General features: G+C 71.5%; 19 protein-coding genes. 5 read left to right on the top strand and 14 right to left on the bottom strand.

Annotation, left to right across the window (positions count from 1 at the left end; all coding sequences use genetic code 11):
• Window positions 1-87: 87 nt before the first annotated feature.
• The 6 genes from ABZZ20_RS00515 to ABZZ20_RS00540 form a co-directional block, all read right to left on the bottom strand.
• Window positions 88-798 (bottom strand): lysophospholipid acyltransferase family protein, encoded by a 711-nt coding sequence (locus ABZZ20_RS00515; RefSeq protein WP_356865184.1) that lies wholly within the window; start codon window positions 796-798, stop codon window positions 88-90.
• A 274-nt stretch (window positions 799-1,072) separates the two neighbouring features.
• Window positions 1,073-1,231 carry a hypothetical protein gene (locus ABZZ20_RS00520; protein ID WP_356865185.1) on the bottom strand — a complete coding sequence of 53 codons (159 nt, stop codon included), beginning with the start codon at window positions 1,229-1,231 and terminating at the stop codon, window positions 1,073-1,075.
• Window positions 1,232-1,263: 32 nt separating this feature from the next.
• A complete protein-coding gene (locus ABZZ20_RS00525) occupies window positions 1,264-2,220 on the bottom strand; it encodes a cytochrome c oxidase assembly protein (RefSeq protein ID WP_356865186.1) in 957 nt (318 codons plus the stop codon).
• Window positions 2,221-2,312: 92 nt separating this feature from the next.
• The gene (locus ABZZ20_RS00530) at window positions 2,313-3,338 is read right to left on the bottom strand and encodes a 6-phosphofructokinase (protein ID WP_356865188.1); all 1,026 of its coding nucleotides are present in this window, start codon (window positions 3,336-3,338) and stop codon (window positions 2,313-2,315) included.
• 224 nt (window positions 3,339-3,562) lie between these two features.
• Window positions 3,563-4,291, bottom strand: a complete 729-nt coding sequence (locus ABZZ20_RS00535; RefSeq protein WP_356865190.1) for a glutamine amidotransferase — start codon at window positions 4,289-4,291, stop codon at window positions 3,563-3,565.
• Window positions 4,292-4,310: 19 nt separating this feature from the next.
• Window positions 4,311-5,549: a MurT ligase domain-containing protein gene (locus ABZZ20_RS00540; RefSeq protein WP_356865192.1), complete on the bottom strand. Its 1,239-nt coding sequence runs from the start codon at window positions 5,547-5,549 to the stop codon at window positions 4,311-4,313.
• A 123-nt stretch (window positions 5,550-5,672) separates the two neighbouring features.
• Here ABZZ20_RS00540 and def point away from each other — a divergent pair, with 123 nt between their 5' ends.
• On the top strand, window positions 5,673-6,227 hold the full coding sequence (gene def / locus ABZZ20_RS00545) for a peptide deformylase (protein ID WP_356865194.1): 555 nt from the start codon (window positions 5,673-5,675) through the stop codon (window positions 6,225-6,227).
• 93 nt (window positions 6,228-6,320) lie between these two features.
• Here the strand turns inward: def and ABZZ20_RS00550 are convergent, their stop codons facing one another.
• Window positions 6,321-6,965, bottom strand: a complete 645-nt coding sequence (locus tag ABZZ20_RS00550) for a TetR family transcriptional regulator (RefSeq protein WP_356865196.1) — start codon at window positions 6,963-6,965, stop codon at window positions 6,321-6,323.
• Between the two features lie 193 nt (window positions 6,966-7,158).
• Here ABZZ20_RS00550 and ABZZ20_RS00555 point away from each other — a divergent pair, with 193 nt between their 5' ends.
• A complete protein-coding gene (locus ABZZ20_RS00555; RefSeq protein ID WP_356865198.1) occupies window positions 7,159-8,388 on the top strand; it encodes an acyl-CoA dehydrogenase family protein in 1,230 nt (409 codons plus the stop codon).
• 172 nt (window positions 8,389-8,560) lie between these two features.
• Here the strand turns inward: ABZZ20_RS00555 and ABZZ20_RS00560 are convergent, their stop codons facing one another.
• Entirely contained in the window at window positions 8,561-8,998 is a 438-nt protein-coding gene (locus ABZZ20_RS00560; protein WP_356865200.1) for an SRPBCC family protein, read from the bottom strand.
• 155 nt (window positions 8,999-9,153) lie between these two features.
• Here ABZZ20_RS00560 and ABZZ20_RS00565 point away from each other — a divergent pair, with 155 nt between their 5' ends.
• Window positions 9,154-9,339 (top strand): DUF5999 family protein, encoded by a 186-nt coding sequence (locus ABZZ20_RS00565; protein WP_030300124.1) that lies wholly within the window; start codon window positions 9,154-9,156, stop codon window positions 9,337-9,339.
• Between the two features lie 143 nt (window positions 9,340-9,482).
• Here the strand turns inward: ABZZ20_RS00565 and ABZZ20_RS00570 are convergent, their stop codons facing one another.
• A complete protein-coding gene (locus ABZZ20_RS00570) occupies window positions 9,483-11,582 on the bottom strand; it encodes an NB-ARC domain-containing protein (protein WP_356865202.1) in 2,100 nt (699 codons plus the stop codon).
• A gap of 85 nt (window positions 11,583-11,667) precedes the next feature.
• Window positions 11,668-12,618 (bottom strand): fibronectin type III domain-containing protein, encoded by a 951-nt coding sequence (locus ABZZ20_RS00575; protein ID WP_356865204.1) that lies wholly within the window; start codon window positions 12,616-12,618, stop codon window positions 11,668-11,670.
• Window positions 12,619-13,126: 508 nt separating this feature from the next.
• Here ABZZ20_RS00575 and ABZZ20_RS00580 point away from each other — a divergent pair.
• A complete protein-coding gene (locus ABZZ20_RS00580; protein WP_356865206.1) occupies window positions 13,127-13,321 on the top strand; it encodes a hypothetical protein in 195 nt (64 codons plus the stop codon).
• Window positions 13,322-13,623: 302 nt separating this feature from the next.
• Here ABZZ20_RS00580 and ABZZ20_RS00585 read toward each other — a convergent pair whose 3' ends face one another.
• The 3 genes from ABZZ20_RS00585 to ABZZ20_RS00595 form a co-directional block, all read right to left on the bottom strand.
• On the bottom strand, window positions 13,624-14,241 hold the full coding sequence (locus ABZZ20_RS00585; RefSeq protein WP_356865208.1) for a cytochrome b/b6 domain-containing protein: 618 nt from the start codon (window positions 14,239-14,241) through the stop codon (window positions 13,624-13,626).
• The gene (locus tag ABZZ20_RS00590; protein WP_356866095.1) at window positions 14,225-14,890 is read right to left on the bottom strand and encodes a molybdopterin-dependent oxidoreductase; all 666 of its coding nucleotides are present in this window, start codon (window positions 14,888-14,890) and stop codon (window positions 14,225-14,227) included. The genes ABZZ20_RS00585 and ABZZ20_RS00590 overlap by 17 nt, the downstream gene beginning before the upstream one ends.
• Window positions 14,891-15,123: 233 nt before the next feature.
• Window positions 15,124-15,792 carry a DUF6445 family protein gene (locus tag ABZZ20_RS00595; RefSeq protein ID WP_356865210.1) on the bottom strand — a complete coding sequence of 223 codons (669 nt, stop codon included), beginning with the start codon at window positions 15,790-15,792 and terminating at the stop codon, window positions 15,124-15,126.
• A 157-nt stretch (window positions 15,793-15,949) separates the two neighbouring features.
• Here ABZZ20_RS00595 and ABZZ20_RS00600 point away from each other — a divergent pair, with 157 nt between their 5' ends.
• Window positions 15,950-16,609, top strand: coding sequence for a DUF2278 family protein (locus ABZZ20_RS00600; RefSeq protein WP_356865212.1), 660 nt, complete (start codon window positions 15,950-15,952; stop codon window positions 16,607-16,609).
• Window positions 16,610-16,642: 33 nt separating this feature from the next.
• Here ABZZ20_RS00600 and ABZZ20_RS00605 read toward each other — a convergent pair whose 3' ends face one another.
• On the bottom strand, window positions 16,643-17,071 hold the full coding sequence (locus tag ABZZ20_RS00605; protein WP_356865214.1) for an LPXTG cell wall anchor domain-containing protein: 429 nt from the start codon (window positions 17,069-17,071) through the stop codon (window positions 16,643-16,645).
• Between the last annotated feature and the right edge of the window lie 126 nt (window positions 17,072-17,197).

The following is a 17,197-nucleotide window of genomic DNA, read 5'->3' on the forward strand; positions in this document are numbered from 1 at the left end:
TGGCGTAACGCGGTACAGCGGTGCAGCGGTACCGCGAGCGCAGCACAACAAGCACTACGAGCACCACCGCACTGCACGGGAGAAGGCTCAGCGCGTCTTGCGCCGGGCCTTCTTCCGTGCTTCCTCCTCCTCCGCCTTGACCTCGGCGGCGTACCGGTCGACGTACTCCTGGCCGGACAGTTGGAGGACGGCGTACATGATCTCGTCGGTGACGGCCCGCAGCACGGCCCGTTCACCCTCCAGCCCGGCGTAGCGCGAGAAGTCCATCGGTCGGCCGAAGCGGATCGTCACCCGCCGGATCTTCGGGATCTTCTGCCCGGGCGGCTGAATCTCGAAGGTGCCGAGCATCGCGCACGGCACGACGGGTACCCGGGCCCCGAGCGCCATGGCGGCCACACCCACCTTGCCCTTGTAAAGCCGTCCGTCGTGCGAGCGGGTGCCCTCCGGGTAGATGCCCAGCAGCTCGCCCTTGGCCAGCACCCCCAGTCCCTCGCGCAGCGCGGCCTGCCCGGCGTCCTTGCCCGACCGGTCCACCGGGATCTGCCCGGCGCTGCGGAAGAAGAACGCGGTCAGCCGCCCCTTCACCCCGGGACCGGTGAAGTACTCCGCCTTCGCGAGGAACGTGATCCGACGCTTGAGGATCGCGGGCATCAGGAAGTGGTCTGAGAAGGACAGGTGGTTGCCCGCGATGATCGCGGCCCCCTCCGGCGGGATGTTCTCCAGTCCCTCGATGCGCGGCCGGAACAGCAGCCGCAGCAGCGGACCGAGCAGCACGTGCTTGAGCAAGTGGTAGAACACCGGGGCGTGGTCCCTTCGGCTGGCGGTCAGGTCAGTGTGCCGGACGCGCTCCCGGCCGGGCAGGCGAACGGGAATCCGCCCGGCGGGCACGGTGCGGCCCCTGCCAGATAGAACGGACGGCACCAGTGGGGGTTCACGCAGCCACCGACCGTTATCGGCCAAAACGCCTGCCGTGCGGAGGGGCGGGTGGGGCGGACGTGCCGGTCGGGACCGGCCGCGGGCACGCCGGGGCCCGTACCGCCCGCGGGCTGCGGTCGAGCGGATCCAGGTGGATTCAGGTGTTGCGGGAGGCGGCCATCGCGGCCGTCAGCAGCCCCAGTACCACCCAGCCGAACCACAGCCAGCCATTGCTGCCGAGGGCCACGGAATACGTGGCGACGGCTACCAGAGCGGCGAAGGTCATGACGGCCATCGCCTTAACGGATCCGGTCATGCCCCATGGTGGCGCGCGAAGGCGGTACTCCGCTACTGGCCACGCGCTTGGAGCGAGGCCAGATAGGAGTTGTACGCCTCCAGCTCCTGGTCGCCGTCCCGGTCCGCGGCCCGGTCGGAGCGCTTCGCCGCCCGCTGCTCGGAGTGGTACCACTGGTAGACCAGCGCGATCAGCACCAGGACCGAGGGGATCTCGCTGAACGCCCAGGCGATACCGCCGCCCCACTGCTGGTCGAGCAGCGGCTCGATCCCGAGGGAGGCCGGCGGGTTCGCATACGTCTTGATCATCGGCTCGCTGGCCATCATCAGGGCGATGCCGAAGAAGGCGTGGAAGGGCATGCCGGCGAAGAGTTCCAGCATCCGCATCACGTATCCCGGGCGGTGCGGGCCCGGGTCCACGCCCATGATCGGCCAGAAGAAGACCAGGCCGACGGCGAGGAAGTGCACCATCATGCCGATGTGCCCGGCCTTGCTCTCCATCAGGAAGTCGAAGATCGGGGTGAAGTACAGGGCGTAGAGGCTGGCGATGAACATCGGGATGGTGAACGCCGGGTGGGTGATCACCTTCATGTAGCGGCTGTGCAGCAGCATCAGCAGCAGCTCGCGCGGCCCCTTGTGGCCGCGGGCGGCGGGCGGCAGCGCGCGCAGCGCCAACGTCACCGGCGCGCCCAGGAGCAGCAGGATCGGCGAGAGCATGCTGATCACCATGTGCTGGACCATGTGCACGCTAAACATGACCATGCCGTAGTCGTTCAGCTTGGTGCACATCACCAGGGCGATGGTCAGCACGCCGACGGTGAAGGCGACGGTCCGGCCCAGCGGCCAGGCGTCCCCGCGCTGGCGCAGCCGCACCACGCCCCACAGGTACAGGCCGAGGCCCACGAGCGAGCCGATGAGGAAGAAGGCGTCGAAGGAGAACTCCAGCCCCCGACCGAGGGTGAACGGCGGCAGGTCCATGTTCATGTCCATGCCGTGACCGCTGTGATCCATCTGTCCACTCCCTTGACCTGTGGTGCCCCACCACAGTAGTGCCGCCCCCGGACGCGCATGCGTTCGGGGGCGGTGTCACAAGGGGGGAAACATCACAGAACGGTCTGCGCCTCGTCGTAGCGGTCCGCCGGGACCGTCTTGAGCGTCTGCACGGCCTCGGCGAGCGGGACCATCTCGATCTCGGTGCCGCGCAGGGCGGTCAGCATGCCGAACTGGCCGCGGTGCGCGGCCTCGACCGCGTGCCAGCCGAAGCGGGTGGCGAGGACTCGGTCGTACGCGGTGGGGGTGCCGCCGCGCTGGACGTGGCCGAGGATGACCGGGCGGGCCTCCTTGCCCAGGCGCCGCTCCAGCTCGACCGCGAGCAGGTTGCCGATGCCGGCGAAGCGCTCGTGACCGTACTGGTCGGTGCCGCCCTCCTGGAAGTCCATCGATCCGGCCCGCGGCTTGGCGCCCTCGGCGACCACGACGATCGCGAAGCGCTTGCCCGCGGAGAACCGCTCACCGACGATCGCCGTCAGTTCGTCGATGTCGAAGGGGCGCTCCGGGACGACGATGGCGTGCGCACCGGCCGCCATGCCCGAGTGCAGGGCGATCCAGCCGGTGTGGCGGCCCATGACCTCCACGACCATCACGCGCTGGTGGGACTCGGCGGTGGTCTTCAGTCGGTCCAGGGCCTCGGTGGCGACCCCGACGGCGGTGTCGAAGCCGAAGGTGACGTCGGTCGAGGCGATGTCGTTGTCGATCGTCTTCGGGACGCCGACGATCGGCAGGCCGGCCTGCGCGAGCAGGTTCGCGGCCTTCAGCGTGCCCTCGCCGCCGATCGGGATGACGGCGTCCAGTCCGAGGTCGGCGAGGTGCCCGCGGGCCCGCTCCACGCCGTCGCGCAGGTGCGCGGGCTGGACGCGGGAGGAGCCCAGGATCGTGCCGCCGCGGGCCAGGATGCCGCTCACGGCGTCGAGGTCGAGCTTGCGGTAGTCGCACTCCAGCAGGCCGCGCCATCCGTCGTGGAAGCCGATGACCTCGTCTCCGTGGTCGACGACGGCGCGGTGGACGACGGAGCGGATGACGGCATTGAGGCCGGGGCAGTCGCCTCCGGAAGTGAGCACACCAATGCGCATGGCAGGAAGAACCTTTGCAACGTGGGCCGACGACCGGACCACGTCGTCCGGTTGGAACTACCTGTCACCCTACAAGCGGATCCGTGCCCGGCTGAACCATCCTCCACATGCTGGTCAGATCCGTCGTGCGAACGCACCTCGGCCCGGACCCCCCGAGGGGAATCCGGGCCGAATGCAGGCCGTGCACGGGCCCTGCACGTGCGTAAAGCCGGCTGACGCGGGCGTTACGCAGGCTGCGTGGCCGCCGAGATGCGCTCGGCGCGCAGCGCCTCGTACCACCGGTCGTCGATGGGCGGCAGCGCGTTCACATCGAGGGCCAGCTTGAGCAGCAGGTCCGCGATCTGCGGGTTGCGGGCCATCACGGGGCCGTGCATGTAGGTGCCGAAGACCGTGTCGTTGTACGCGCCCTCCGTGCCGTCTCCCGTACCGTTTCCGCGGCCCAGGTGGGTGCGGGCGAACGGCCTCGCCGTCGGGCCGAGGTGGGTTACGCCCTGGTGGTTCTCGAAGCCCGTCAGCTGTGGCAGGCCCAGCCGCGGGTCGATGTCGGCGAGGACGTCGCCGACGCACCGCTCGCCCTCGCCGCGCACGGTCACGACGTCCAGCAGGCCGAGGCCCTCCTGGCGCTCGCCCATGTCGTTGACGAACTCTTTGCCGAGGATCTGGTAGCCGGCGCAGACGGAGAAGACGATCGCCCCGTTCGAGACGGCCCGCTCCAGACCGCCGTCGCGCACCAGACGCTCCGCGGCGAGCCGCTGGGGCCGGTCCTCACCGCCGCCGATCAGGTAGATGTCGCCCGAGGTGGGGATGGGTTGGTCGCTGCGCACGTCCACGCGCTGCACGTCCAGGCCGCGCTGGCGCGCCCGGCGCTCCACCACGAGGGCGTTGCCCTGGTCTCCGTACGTGCTCAGCAGGTCCGGGTAGACCCACACCAGACGCAGGCTGTTGTCGCTCATGCTGTTGTCCTTGAGGGTTCTAGTTGCCGACGCGGCGGCGCACGTCCTGGAAGGCGGTGTAGTTGGCGATCAGTTCGATCTGCCCGGGCGGCGCCAGCTGCACGGCCTCGTCGAGGGTCTCGCACACTCGGAAGTCCAGGCCCGCGACCTCGAGGCGGACCGCCAGGTCCAGCTTGCGGTCGCCGATCACGAAGATCGGGTGGCCGGCCAGGCGCGGGTAGTCCACGTCCCACAGCCAGGAGGTGTCCGTGCCGTCGGCGCCGCGCGCGTTGACCGAAAGGATCACCGGAGTGGGCGGCGGGTCGATCAGCGAAAACGTTTCGAGCCAGCCCGCCGGGTTCTTCGCGAGCAGCAGGCGCAGCTCGCGGCCCTGGAAGCTGACCACGTCGTACCGGCCGGCGACGGCCTGCACCTGGTACATCCGCTCCAGCGCGACCTGCGGCGGCACGCCGAAGACGGCGGCCACGGCGGCCGAGGTGGCCGCGTTCGCCTTGTTGGCGCGGCCGGGCAGCTGCAGGTGGATCGGCCAGGCGCTGCCGTGCGGGTCCAGTACGTGGTCCCCGGACAGCACCCAGCTCGGGGTGGGACGCCGGAAGCCGCACTCGCCGCAGAACCAGTCGTCGCCGGGGCGCTGCATCACGCCACCGCAGGAGGGGCACGACCAGGCGTCGTCCTTCCACTCCTGGCCGGCGGCGACCCACACCACGTTCTGCGACGAGGACGCCGACCACACGATGAGCGGGTCGTCGCAGTTCGCGACGATGACGGCCTTGGATCCGGAGAGGCCCTCGCGCCACTTCTCCGCGAGCATGCGGGTCTCGGCGGCGCGGTCCAGCTGGTCGCGGGAGAGGTTGAGCAGGGCGATCACCTTGGGGGTGACGTCCCGGGCCACTCCGGCGAGGTACTTCTCGTCCACCTCGATGACGCCGTACTTGGCGTCGGAGCCGCCCGCGAGGGCGGAGGTGATGCCCGCGGGCATGTTCGCGCCGAGGGCGTTGGAGACGACCGGGCCGCTGGCCCGCAGGGCCTCGGCGATCAGCCGGGTCGTCGTGGTCTTGCCGTTCGTCGCGGAGACGAGGACGACGTCGAGATGTTGCGCGAGCGCTCCGAGAAGATCGGGGTCGAGTTTGAGTGCGACCTTGCCACCGATCACCGATCCGCTTCCGCGTCCCGCGGCCCGCGACACCGCCGCCGCGGCCTTGCCCGCCGTCACGGCCAGCTTGGCCCGCGGCGAAAGCGGCTCTGTGTTGCCTGCCATCGTCCCTTGTCCTCCTTGCGTCGGTCGGCCCCAGCCTATCCAGTACCGGCCGGGGCCTTGACCGCGGCGCCCCAGGGCCGCCGCAGATCTCCTCATATATTCGCCCGTCGTACCCTTACGGCCATGCGACAGCGCCCCATTCCCGGTACCACCGGCCTCGTCCGCACCATGAGCCTGCTGGGCGATCCGGTGCTCCACTCGGCCTGCACGGAGGTCACCGCATTCGGCCCGGCCCTCGACCGGTTGATCGAGGACATGTTCGCGACGATGTACGCCGCTGACGGCGTGGGCCTCGCCGCGAACCAGATCGGCGTCGGGCAACGGGTGTTCGTCTACGACTGCCCCGACGACGAGGACGTGCGCCATGTCGGGCACGTCGTCAACCCGCGTCTGGTGGCGGCCGACGGGGACGAGTTCCTCGGCCCCGAGGGCTGTCTGTCGCTGCCCGGTCTGGAGGCGGGCACGGTCCGCCACGACCGCGCGGTCGTCGAAGGCGTCACCTCCGACGGCGCGCCCGTGCGGATCGAGGGCACGGGGTTCTTCGCCCGATGCCTCCAGCACGAGTGCGACCACCTCGACGGCACGGTCTACGCGGACCGGGTCACCGGGCTGCGTGCGCGGCGGCTGCGTCGGGCGATCCGCCGGACGCCGTGGGGCGCCGGGGCGCTGCGCGGCTGAACCGTCGCTCGTGCGCGGGCCCGAAGGCGCCGTGGTGGCGGGCGGGTTCCGGTGCGCGGCGGGGAGCCGCGCCCGGGAGGGCTCGCGACCGGGCTAGAAGCCCGGGCCGTCCACGCGGTTGCCGGCCGTGGCCAGGCGGCCCCACAGCAGGTCGGTGAGACCGGTGACCAACTCCGCGCGTTCGCACGGGCGTTCGCCGAGCCACCAGTCGCCCGCGGCGTGCATCATGCCGACGATCCCGTGACCCCAGATGCGGGCCAGGCGCTCCCCGCCCGGGCCGAGGTCCACGCGCTCGCCGATCACTTCGGCCAGCTCCTCGCCGAGTCGGCGCAGCAACGGGGCCGAGTGCAGGCCCACGTCGAAGCCGCGCTCGGTGGTGTGCGAGTCCTCGGCCGGGTGCATCAGGAACCGGTACACCTGAGGGCGGGCCTCGATGGCCGCGAGATAGGTGTCGAGGGTGGACTCGACCCGGCGCCGGCGTTCCGCCGGGGCATCGAGCGCGGCCCGCAGCGAGTCGAGCAGGGCGTCGGTGTGCCGGACGGCGAGCGCCTGGTACAGCCCTGCCTTGTCGCCGAAGTGGCGGTAGAGGATCGGCTTGGTGATGCCGGCCTCGGCCGCGATGGCATTCATGGATGCTTTGGGGCCGTCCCGGAGGACGACCCGGTCGGCAGCTTCGAGCAGCTCCCGCCTGCGGCGCTCGGCCGCTCCCGGTTCGCCGGCCTGCTGAGTGGTCTCCATGACGTGTTTCTCTCCCCGCCCTTGCGATGGTGCGTGTCGCCCACGCAACGTAACACCCCGCACACCCCTACGAAGGAATCGGCTGCGCCATGGACGAGTGCGCTTGACAGTGCTTACTCGCCGGTAACAGACTGTGGCCACCGTAAGGGTTACCGCTAGTAACGCACTGGTGGGATGCACAGGTGGAGGGGACATGGCGGAGTTCACCATGGAGCTCAATGACGACCAGAAGCAGGTGCGGGACTGGATCCACGGCTTCGCGGCCGATGTGATCCGGCCCGCGGCCGCGGAATGGGACGAGCGCGAAGAGACTCCGTGGCCCGTCATCCAGGAGGCCGCGAAGGTCGGCATCTACTCGCTCGACTTCTACGCCCAGCAGTTCTTCGACCCGACCGGCCTCGGCATCCCGATGGCCATGGAGGAACTGTTCTGGGGCGACGCGGGGATCGCCCTGTCGATCGTGGGCACCGGGCTCGCTGCCATCGGCGTCGTGGCCAACGGCACCGAGGAGCAGATCGGGACCTGGATCCCGCAGATGTACGGCACCCCCGACGACGTGAAGGTGGCCGCCTTCTGCTCCTCGGAGCCGGACGCCGGCTCCGACGTCGGCTCGATGCGTACCCGGGCGGTCTACGACCAGGCCAAGGACGAATGGGTGCTCAACGGCACCAAGACCTGGGCGACCAACGGCGGCATCGCCAACGTCCACATCGTCGTCGCCGTCGTCGATCCGGACCTCGGCACCAGGGGCCACGCCTCCTTCATCGTGCCGCCGAACACCCCCGGCCTGTCCCAGGGGCAGAAGTTCAAGAAGCACGGCATCCGCGCCTCGCACACGGCCGAGGTGGTCCTGGAGGACGTACGCGTGCCCGGCTCCTGCCTGTTGGGCGGCAAGGAGAAGCTGGACGAGCGGCTCGCGCGGGCCCGTGAGCGCGCTGGGGCCGGTGGCGGCGAGCGCGTGAAGAACGCGGCCATGGCCACCTTCGAGGCCTCCCGCCCGGCGGTCGGTGCCATGGCCGTCGGGACCGCGCGCGCGGCGTACGAGGTCGCCCTCGACTACGCCAAGACCCGTACGCAGTTCGGTCGCCCGATCATCGACAACCAGGGCGTGGCCTTCCAGCTCGCCGACATGCGGACGCAGATCGACGCGGCCCGCCTGCTGGTGTGGCGGGCCTCTTGGATGGCGGTCGCGGGCAAACCCTTCACCTCGGCGGAGGGCTCGATGTCGAAGCTGTTCGCGAGCGAGATGTCGAAGCAGGTCACCGCCCAGGCGGTCCAGATCCTCGGTGGCAACGGCTACACCCGCGAGTACCCCGTGGAGCGCATGCACCGCGACAGCGCGATCTACACCATCTTCGAGGGCACCAGCGAGATCCAGCGGCTCGTGATCGCCCGTACGATCTCGCAGTTGCCGATCCGATAGCGCGGGGCCGTGACGGCGCCCCCGGCACCCTGCCCGGTGTCCGGGGGCCCTTGCCTGCGCCCCCGGAAGCCGGGTTCCGGTCGAGGCCCACCGGAGAAGTGACGGAGGCGGGGGACACGTAGAGGGGCACCCCCCTGGCGGTCCCGCCGCGGCCCGGGAGGGGCCGGGCCCCTCAGGGGCGCAGCAGTCGGGCGAGGGCGCGACCGAAGACCCACCGGGCCGCAGTGGCGACCAGGGGATCGAAAGGCCGCCCCAAGCCGCGGACGCGCACCTCCTCGTGCCACTGCACCACCGATCCGCCGGCGGGCCCGGGGCGGACCTCGATCTCCGCCCAACCCGTGATCACGCGACCCCGTTTGACCAGCCGGACCAGCCCTGCCGATGCCACCGAAGGCGGTCGCCAGACCGCGACTTCCATCGGATCGTCGAACGTGATCCTGCCCACGCCCGTACGCGCCGTGAAGATCGTTCCGACGTCCGTGGGCGGCGCCGTCCCGACGGTCGTTCGGGTGAGCGGGACCAGGGCGCCATGGCGTTCCCAGTCCGTCAGTCGCAGCCACGCCTCGGAAGGGGGCAGGGGCGTTTGGCGAACGATCCGGATACCGGGCATGAGCGCATCGTAATCGGGCATACACACCCTGAACTGGACCCCGAATATGGGTTCCGTCCGGGGGCGGCGATCAGCAATACTCACCGCCACCGTGGATCGCGGATTCGACCGGGTGACCACCGGCCCTCCCGCCCCACTTTGCGAGGAGGTGCGCCATGTGCTCACACCAGCCCCCCTGCCCGTCCGCCGACAGCGCCGATCACGACGCCGCTCGTACCGTGGCCTTCCATCCCGAACAGGGTTGGAGTCTGCTCTGCAACGGCTTGGTGATCTTCGACGATACCGGTGAGCTGCTCCCCGACGGCCGCGCGGTGGAACCCCGCCGCCCGGCCCTGGTCTGAGCGAGGAGGCCGCATGCGCCAGCAGCTGATCCGCAAGCCCGTTCCCAAGCCCGCACCCCGAGACCTGGACCTGCGCACCCCGTCGGGCAGACCCCTCCCGTACTGACGGGAGCCCCGACCTCGTGCGGTCCACCGGCTGGGGTTCAGCCGGTGGACGCCGCCGCGCCGCCCTGGAAGGCGCTCTCGTATGCCTCGTCGCCGATCGCCGCGCGGGCCTGTCGTTCGCCCTGGTCCCGCAGGGCCGTCAGCGAGGGCGATCCCATCTGCGGCCGGCCCACCGTGCGCCACCAGGCGTGCCCGGTGCCCAGCAGGCGCGCCGCCAGTTCCCCGTCGCCCAGCGCCGCCACTGCCGCCGCGAGCAGGTCCAGGCCGAGTGCGATGCCGAAGCGGTCGCCGAGCAGCCGCTTGCCGGAGAGCATCGCCCGTACGTGCCGCGCCGCCTCCCCGTGGTGGCCGAGCCCGAGCGCCGCAACGGCCAGTACGTAGTCCGCGTACGCCCGCAGCCACCGCTCGCCCAGCTCCGTGCACGCCTCGCGCAGCCCCCGCGCCTCCTCGGCGGCCTCCTCGAAGCGCTCCAGGTCGCACAGGGCGTAGCCGGTGGCCAGCCGGCACAGGAGCCAGCCCGGCCCGCTGGTCCGGCCGCCGTGGCCGGCCCGTGCCCGCGGGCCCGCCAGGGCGAGCGCCCGTATCGGGTCCCCGGGCATCAGCACCGACACCGCATGCAGGTAGGCGGCGCGCAGTTCCGGCTCCGGATCCGCCAGCCGGTCCGCGGCGCGGGTGCACTCCTCGCCCAGCTTCCGGGCCGTGTCCATGTCGCCCTGGAGCATGGCGGTCAGTCCGAGGGCCCACACGGCCTGCGCGTACGCGGCCCCCGTGCGCGCGTCGGCCGTGAGGAGTGCCCGTTCCAGGAAGTTCCGGCCCTCGTGCACGTGGCCGCACGAGAACCAGAAGAACCATAGGGTCCCGGCCATGTCGAGCGCGGTCGCCGGGTCGGTCCCCAGGAGGTGCTCCAGGGCCGTGCGCAGTTGCGCGTGCTCGGCGGTCATCCTGCGGTACCAGTCCACCTGGCCCGGACCCAGCCAACCCCGATCGGCGGCCTGGGAGAGCGCCGCGTACCAGTGGGCGTGCCGGTCGGCCACCGTACGGCGCTCGTCGAGCTCGATCAGCCAGTCCTGGCCGTACTCGCGGATCGTGTCCAGCATCCGGTAGCGGGCGCCGGCACCCCGCTCCTGGGTGCGCCGCACGACGGACTTCGCGACGAGCCCCGCGAGCACCCGCTCCACCCGGGACGCGGGCAGCGGGCCGCCCGAGCAGACCGCCCGGGCGGCGGCGACGTCGAAGTCCCCGGTGAAGACCGACAGTCGGGCCCACAGCAGCCGTTCGACGGGTTCGCACAGCTCGTGGCTCCATCCGATCGCGGTGCGCATCGTCCGGTGCCGCGGCTGGAACACCAGCCCGGTGTCGGCCAGCACGTCGAAGCGGGCGCCGAGGCGCTGCGCCATCTGCTCCAGCGACCACAGCCGCAGCCGGGCGCCGGCGAGTTCCAGGGCGAGCGGGATCCCGTCCAGGCGCCGGCACACCTCGGCCGCGAGCCTGACCCGTACGGGGTCCGCGAAGATGGCCGCGGCCTGCGGGGTCGCGGCCAGTGCGCGGTCGCGGAAGAGTGCAAGGGCGTCGCTGTCGGGTCCCTCGCAGGGCAACGGGCAGAGCTCGAAGACGTTCTCGCAGGGGCTGTCGAGGGGTTCCCGGGAGGTGATCAGCACCGTCAGACCGGGTGCGGACTGCAGGAGTTCACCGACCAGGTGGCGGCACTCGGCCACCATGTGCTCGCAGGTGTCCAGGACGAGGAGGAGTTCCTTGTCGGCCACCCATGCGCACAGTTCCTCGTCAAGCGGGCGGGCGGAGTGGCCGGCCAGGCCGACGGCGTGGGCGACCGTCGCAGTGAGCAGACTGGGGTCGTGCAGCGGAGAGAGCTCCACCCACCAGACACCGTCGGGCCGCGCCTGTTCAGGGTCGGCGGCTGCCCGCAGCGCGAGCCGGGACTTGCCGACGCCGCCCACCCCGGTGAGGGTGATCAGTCTGCGCTCACGCATCAGACCGTGCAGCTCGGCGAGTTCGTCCCCCCGGCCGATGAAGCCCGCGGGCTGCGGCGGCAGGTTGCCCGGCACGGGTGTGACGGCAGGATCGGGCTCGCCGTCCGTGGAATCCGCCCTTTTCCTGTTGAACTCGTACTCACCGAACACGAATGTATTGTGCGCGATCTTCTTGCCCGGGAGTGTCGTTCCCTTCGGATCGCTGTCACGTCACCGGGAGTGTCGACGCGTACTGTCACGCCCCCAGTACGATGCGCCGTTCCGCGGAGAAGGCCCCCCAGTTGCCGTCGGGCAGCCGGGCGCGCAGCTTGAGCGTCCATACCGTGCCGGCCGGCTCCGTCACCGTGAGCCGGTGCTCCGCCCGGCCGGAGGCGGGCACGGCGCCGGCGCCGAACTGGATGACGGTGACGGGCCTACCGTTGACGTGGAGTTCGTACTCGCCGGTCGGGCGCCCGGTGTTCGGGGCGGTCCAGGTCAGTGTGACCGAGCCGGGCGAGGCGGTTGCGGTGAATTCGGAGGGGGCGGTGTCCGGGCCCTGACCGGCGGAGGGCGGGGTGGTCACGTCCACCGCAGGGCCGTCGGGGGAGGAGTTGTCCGCACCGTCGCGGGCCCGGACGGTGAAGGTGTAGGCCGTGTCGGGCTGGAGGCCGGTCACGGTGGTGCCGGTGTCGGCGGGTCCGACCGTGTGGATCCGGATGCCGCCCTGGTAGACGTCGTACGCGGTCACCCCGTTGTCGTCAGTCGCCGCGGCCCAGGAGAGGGTGACGGCCCGTGGCCCGTCCGCCCGGCCGGTGGTGCGGGCGGGGGCGGTGGGAGCCCGGTGGTCCTCGGCCCGGGCGGCCGGGGTGGTGGCCGCGACGGACGCGCTGGGGGCGGACGTGTTGCCGGCGGCGTCGCGGGCTCGGACGGTGAAGGCGTAGGCGGTCTGCGGTGCGAGGCCGGTGACGTCCACCATCGTCCTGTCTGCCGGGAGTTCCCGCACCAGCCGGCCCGCCTGGAAGACCTGGTAGTTGGTCACTGCGTCGGCCGGGTCCGGCGCCTGCCACATGACGTGGACGGAGGTGGCGCTGCCCGCCTGCGCGGTGATCCCCGCGGGGACGGCCGGGGGCGTGGTGTCGGACTCCGTGCAGCCGCCGAGCCCGGCAGCGGTCAGGCAGAGGACGAGCAGGGGGGCGGTGCGTCGCACGTGGCCCTCCTCGGCTTCGGTTTCCGCGCGTCCCTCGTAAAGGTCTAGACATATATGGCACGGGTGCGGGCGGCCCGGCAAGACCCCTGCGTGTGGAAGTGGCCGGACGGTCGCCGATCGGACCCGGCGTGTCGGACCCGGCCCGGATCCGCTCACCCGGCCAACCCGGGCGTCGGACGACGCCCCGCTGCAGCCCGACTGTTGGGCTCCCGCCCCGGTGCTGCGTTCACGCAGGCCGGTCCGCGACGAGACGACCGCGAAGCCGCCCGCCTCCACACCCGCCCTGGTGGGAGCGTTGAAGGAGTACCGCATCGACACCGGGACCGGCCTCCTCGCCATTCACCCGGCCACCGTGCCGCTCGCCCGCGGCACGACCGTACGAACGGATCGGACGCCGTCGTCAAGCACTGATCACCCGTCACGGACGGTCAACACCCGTACGGCGGACACGTGTTTCGCCCGAAGGCACCCCCTCCTGCGCCACGATGGCGCGCCTAAGGAGGCTTCGATGGTGATTTCACTCTCCCTGGTCGTGCTGCTCCTCATCCTCGCCTGGATCTTCATGCGCAGCGGCGGCCTCAAGTTCTCCCACGCCCTCGTTTGCGTGCTGCTCGGCTTCTACCTGGCGAGCAGCAGCATGGCGGCAACCATCCACGACGGCCTGTCGGCCACGGCCCAAGTGGTCTCCGCACTGCGGCCGTAGGGCCTTCGGAGGTGACCGACCGTTGCGTCTTCGTGAACCATCCGGTCCTTCCATGGACTCCTCGGGCAGCACTGGCGTCTGTCGGCGGCGCGACGTCCCACGCACGGTCAACAGGGTCGAAGAGAAAGGAGGAAGACCGGATGTTCCGAAGAGCGCCGAACTGCGCCGTGGTCCCCGATCGTCGTCGAGAACCCTCGGACCCGAAGGCACCGCCTACGGCGACTCCTTCAACGGCATCGTCGAGGTCCGCAACGGCGGCTGAGGCCGGGCCGGTCGGTGGGGCAGCAGGGCGGCCCCACGGATCAGCGGTCGGCCCGCCACAGCGGGTGCTCGCGCTCGGCCCACTCCTGCGCGACGGAACCGGTGCGCATGCCGCGCCGGGCCTCCGGATCGCCGAGGGCCTTGCCGACGTGGCCGGCGAGCACCACGGCGACGGCGAGCGCCAGCCAGTCGTGGACGAAGGTCGCGGCCGTGCGCCACACCAGCGGCGCGAGGCCGGTCAACCACATCAGCAGACCGGTGCCCAGCATCACGAGGACCGCCCCGGCCAGCCAGCCCGCGTACACCTTCTGCCCGGCGTTGAACTTTCCGGCCGGCCGCCCGCCCGTGGGGTCCCGGCGCAGCGCGGACCGCAGCCAGACCCGGTCGTGGGGTCCGAAGCGACCCAGCCTGACCAGGTCGGCGCGCAGCGCCCGCGAGACCAGGCCCAGCAGGAGCGGCACGGCCAGCAACAGGCCCGACCAGGTGTGCGCGGTGACGACGAGGTGCCGGCGGCCCACCAGTTCGGCGAGCGGCGGCAGGTACAGGCAGGCCGCGGACGAGACGCACAGGCCCATCAGCACCGCGGTGGCCCGGTGGACGTGGCGCTCGGTGCGGCTGAACCGCGGGACCCGCCCGGCGGGGTCAGACGGTCGGGGCATCGTCGCGTCCGTTCGACCTGCCGACCCAGGCATCGACGTCGTATCCGACCCGCTCCCAGTAGCCGGGTTCGACGTCACGGGTGAGCGTGATGCCGGACAGCCACTTCGCCGACTTGTAGAAGTACATGGGGGCCACGTACAGCCGGGCCGGTCCGCCGTGCGAATGGTTCAGCGGCCTGTCCTGCATCCGCAGCGCCACCACGACGTCGTCCCGGCGGGCCTGCGGCAGGGTGAGGCTCTCGGTGTACGAGCCGTCGAAGCAGTTGAACCGGATCGCCCGTGCTTCCGGGAGCACCCCGGCCGCGTCCAGCAGCCGCCACAGCGGCACCCCCTCGAAGGGAGTCTCCGGCACCCGCCAGCCGGTGACGCACTGGACGTCGCGCACCACCCGGGTCTGCGGGAGCCGTTGCAGCGCGTCGAGGGTGTACGTGACCGGGCGCTCGACCAGGCCGTCGACGGTGAGCCGGTAGTTCTCCGGACCCCGTTCGGGAACGGACGGGGCCACCGAGTAGTAGCGGAACCCCCCGGCGTTCGGCAGCAGCTGGGTGAGGCCGGTGGGGTCCCGGTCCGCGGTGGCGCCGAGGACCGCTTCGATGCCGCCCTGGAGATGGGGAGCGGCGACCACCCCGACGGCGCCGAGGCCGACCATCCCGAGGACCAGTCGGCGGCCGATCGGCGCGCCCTGCCGGTCGGGGTCCGTGTGTGGTGCTGTAGGTGCTTGGCTCACGCGCCGATTCGACCACCGCCGGGGTCCGGACACCAGGTCCGGCGCCCATCCGTCAGACTTCCGTCACACCTCGCGGGCCGGCCGGATCACCGGCCCGCGTCCCGAGGGAACCGTCGAAGGTCGCCGGCCCGCACCCCGAGGGGCGGGCCGGCAGGTCAGGCCTTCCAGAAGAAGACGGCCGTCATCCGCTTCTCCTCCAGGGTCCGGCCCCAGTACCCGGTGGCGCTGTGGATCAGGTTGGCGGAGTAGAGCAGCAGCCGGTTGGCGCGGTGGGGGACCCGTACGTCCTCCTCGAAGGAGTCGGGGGACACGAAGCGGGTGCCCAGCGCATCGACCAGGTTGTTGTGCGGCGCGATCACCTGGTTGCCGCCCAGCGAGCCGCCGGGCAGGCTCTGGCGGTAGAAGCTGGTCCCGCAGTCCTTGGGCACCTTCGGGTTGAGGTAGAGCACGGCGGCGTAGCGGCACAGGCTCCGCGAATCGGTGTGCGGACGCGGCTCGCATTCGCCCTCGCCCACGACCTGGACGCAGTTGTGGTTGAACGTACCGCCGCCCGCGGGGCGCTCGGCCCAGATCTTCTGGGCTCCGGTGGTCTTGCGTACGAGCCGTTCCACCAGGGCCAGTTCGTCGGGTTCCAGACCCGGCATGGCGCGCAGCCCGGGCCAACTCTCGGGCTTGTGCGGATAGCCCTCGGTCCAGTCGTCCTTGGCCAGGCAGCGCTCCCGCACGGCGTCCGGATCGGGCAGTACGTCGTCCAGTACCCAGTAGTCGCGTCCGCGGGTCGGTCTGCGGTACGGGAGGACCGGGAGGGGAGGAGGTAGGGGCATGGGAGGGACCGTAGCCACGGTGCCGGTGCGGCTCGCTCCACAAGCAGTCAACGTTGCGTCAAGTGTTCACCATGGGCGGCGGAACAGTCGGGGGACGAGCCACGGGACACGTCCCGTGGCGCCCGCGGCCGGCCGGGCCGGGTGGTTCACTGACGGCATGCCGCTCGAAAACTACGGGGTGCTGTCGGGGACCCTGCACCGCCACTTCCGCGACCAGCCCGACGACCAGGGCCGCTGGTTCCACGTCCATCTGGAGGTCGACACGCCCGCGGGTCGCTACGCGTGCGCCGTCGACGTGGACAGCAAGCAATCCACCGTCGGCGTTCAGTGGAAGGTGTTCACCCTGTACGCCTCCGTGCTGGACCCGGTCGCGTCGCCGTCGCCCGGGTACCATGACCTCGCCCGCACCTCCGGGTCGGGCGCGATCGACTACCTCCGGCATCCGGCGCTCGCGGATCGCCCCGGCTGCCTCCTCGGCGGCCACCCGCCGCAGTGGGTCCAGCGCATCCTGGACCGGTTGAATCCGCCCCGTCCCTGGATCTCGGGCTCCTACCTGGAGGCCTCTCAGGCCCTGGAGCCGATCCTGGTCCCCGGGCGGCCGGTCCTGGTGTTCGGGGAGCCCTTCGACGAAGGGCTCGGCATGCACAACATCCACCAGAACCAGGGGGATCCGTACGGCAGTCAGTGGTGGCCGGACAATGGCACCTGGCAGGACGGGGCCACGCTGACGCGGCGCGAGGACGGACTGTTCGACGTGTTCATCTCCAAGTTCTCGACGCAGAAGGAACCCACCGACGCCGACGGCCACCCGGTCTAGTGCTGTGGCCGGTGAACCCTTCCGGCCACAGCACTATGCGTAGCGCCCCGGGCCGCTCCGGCCGTTGCCCGGCCGACGGACCGCCACGGCGGTGCAGAGCGCGGCGAGGGGCAGTTCCGCACACACCGCGAGCGCCGTGGCCGTCGCCCGGGCGCTGCCGGGAGCCGCGGTCGTCACGTCGAACCAGGCGTCCATCACCAGGAGCGCTGCCGTCGCGGCGGCCAGCGGCGCGGCGCGTGGATCGTGCCGCCTCAACAGGAGCCCCGTACCGCCGAGGCCGGTGGCCAGCACGGCGTCCAACCCGATCCACGCGGTGGACCAGTTGGACACCTCGGCGGTGTGCGGCAGCGTCTTCGCCAGCACCACCATCCAGGGGAGCAGAGCCGCTCCCGCGCCGATGAGCAGGGCGGCGGCCGGCCGGGGCGTGCGGCCGGCGTGGAAGCGCGGGGCGACGAGCGTCATGGCGGTGGTGCTCCTTCCGGCCCGGCGGTCCGTCCCCCGGGTCCGGCGACCACTCTGGTCGCACGGCGGACCGGAATCAGTAGCGGCACCGTCCGAACCGGCGGTGGCACTAGCTACACCTCCGAG

Source organism: Streptomyces sp. NPDC006430 (genome assembly GCF_040612395.1).
In the GTDB taxonomy this organism is placed as follows: Bacteria; Actinomycetota; Actinomycetes; order Streptomycetales; family Streptomycetaceae; genus Streptomyces.

Excerpts from the sequence above, each read along its gene's own strand:
- ABZZ20_RS00580 (WP_356865206.1), top strand. The coding sequence starts at position 13,127 with ATGGTGATTTCACTCTCCCTGGTCGTGCTGCTCCTCATCCTCGCCTGG.
- ABZZ20_RS00540 (WP_356865192.1), bottom strand. The coding sequence starts at position 5,549 with ATGGCAGGCAACACAGAGCCGCTTTCGCCGCGGGCCAAGCTGGCCGTG.
- ABZZ20_RS00550 (WP_356865196.1), bottom strand. The coding sequence starts at position 6,965 with ATGGAGACCACTCAGCAGGCCGGCGAACCGGGAGCGGCCGAGCGCCGC.
- ABZZ20_RS00565 (WP_030300124.1), top strand. The coding sequence starts at position 9,154 with ATGTGCTCACACCAGCCCCCCTGCCCGTCCGCCGACAGCGCCGATCAC.
- ABZZ20_RS00530 (WP_356865188.1), bottom strand. The coding sequence starts at position 3,338 with ATGCGCATTGGTGTGCTCACTTCCGGAGGCGACTGCCCCGGCCTCAAT.
- ABZZ20_RS00555 (WP_356865198.1), top strand. The coding sequence starts at position 7,159 with ATGGCGGAGTTCACCATGGAGCTCAATGACGACCAGAAGCAGGTGCGG.
- ABZZ20_RS00560 (WP_356865200.1), bottom strand. The coding sequence starts at position 8,998 with ATGCCCGGTATCCGGATCGTTCGCCAAACGCCCCTGCCCCCTTCCGAG.
- ABZZ20_RS00585 (WP_356865208.1), bottom strand. The coding sequence starts at position 14,241 with ATGCCCCGACCGTCTGACCCCGCCGGGCGGGTCCCGCGGTTCAGCCGC.
- ABZZ20_RS00600 (WP_356865212.1), top strand. The coding sequence starts at position 15,950 with ATGCCGCTCGAAAACTACGGGGTGCTGTCGGGGACCCTGCACCGCCAC.
- def (WP_356865194.1), top strand. The coding sequence starts at position 5,673 with ATGCGACAGCGCCCCATTCCCGGTACCACCGGCCTCGTCCGCACCATG.
- ABZZ20_RS00590 (WP_356866095.1), bottom strand. The coding sequence starts at position 14,890 with ATGGTCGGCCTCGGCGCCGTCGGGGTGGTCGCCGCTCCCCATCTCCAG.
- ABZZ20_RS00520 (WP_356865185.1), bottom strand. The coding sequence starts at position 1,231 with ATGACCGGATCCGTTAAGGCGATGGCCGTCATGACCTTCGCCGCTCTG.
- ABZZ20_RS00525 (WP_356865186.1), bottom strand. The coding sequence starts at position 2,220 with ATGGATCACAGCGGTCACGGCATGGACATGAACATGGACCTGCCGCCG.
- ABZZ20_RS00605 (WP_356865214.1), bottom strand. The coding sequence starts at position 17,071 with ATGACGCTCGTCGCCCCGCGCTTCCACGCCGGCCGCACGCCCCGGCCG.
- ABZZ20_RS00595 (WP_356865210.1), bottom strand. The coding sequence starts at position 15,792 with ATGCCCCTACCTCCTCCCCTCCCGGTCCTCCCGTACCGCAGACCGACC.
- ABZZ20_RS00535 (WP_356865190.1), bottom strand. The coding sequence starts at position 4,291 with ATGAGCGACAACAGCCTGCGTCTGGTGTGGGTCTACCCGGACCTGCTG.